General features: G+C 60.4%; 1 protein-coding gene. It reads right to left on the bottom strand.

Annotated elements, in window-relative coordinates:
* A partial coding sequence (locus C486_RS22065) for a hypothetical protein (RefSeq protein WP_008458154.1) occupies positions 1–356 on the bottom strand: 356 nt, incomplete at both ends.

Raw genomic sequence — 356 nt, 5'->3', positions numbered from 1 at the left:
ATCGATCCACTGAAAGTCCCTGACATCGATCCGCTCGAGGTTCCAGAAATAGACCCACTCGAAGTCCCTGATATCGATCCACTGGAAGTCCCCGAGATCGATCCGCTCGAAGTACCTGAGATTCCTGGAGTCCCCGAGCCCGACTGGGCCCCAATCGAGGTTCGAAAACCAGACTGGATCCCGATCCCCCCACCAGAGATGCCAGAGATGCCCGATGCGCCAGGGAACCCATCGCCAACCCCGTCGCCGACTCCCCCTCCAGTAGCTGCTCCGGATGGGAACATGCCCGATCTGCCCGATTTGCCCGATGTCAACACCCCGGAGATCTCTCCAGGAGAAGCCGCAGCAGCAGGTGG

Source organism: Natrinema gari JCM 14663, from assembly GCF_000337175.1.
Lineage (GTDB): Archaea > Halobacteriota > Halobacteria > Halobacteriales > Natrialbaceae > Natrinema > Natrinema gari.
The sequence above is the reverse complement of the archived record's forward strand: the minus strand, read 5'-3'. Positions and strand labels throughout refer to the sequence as shown.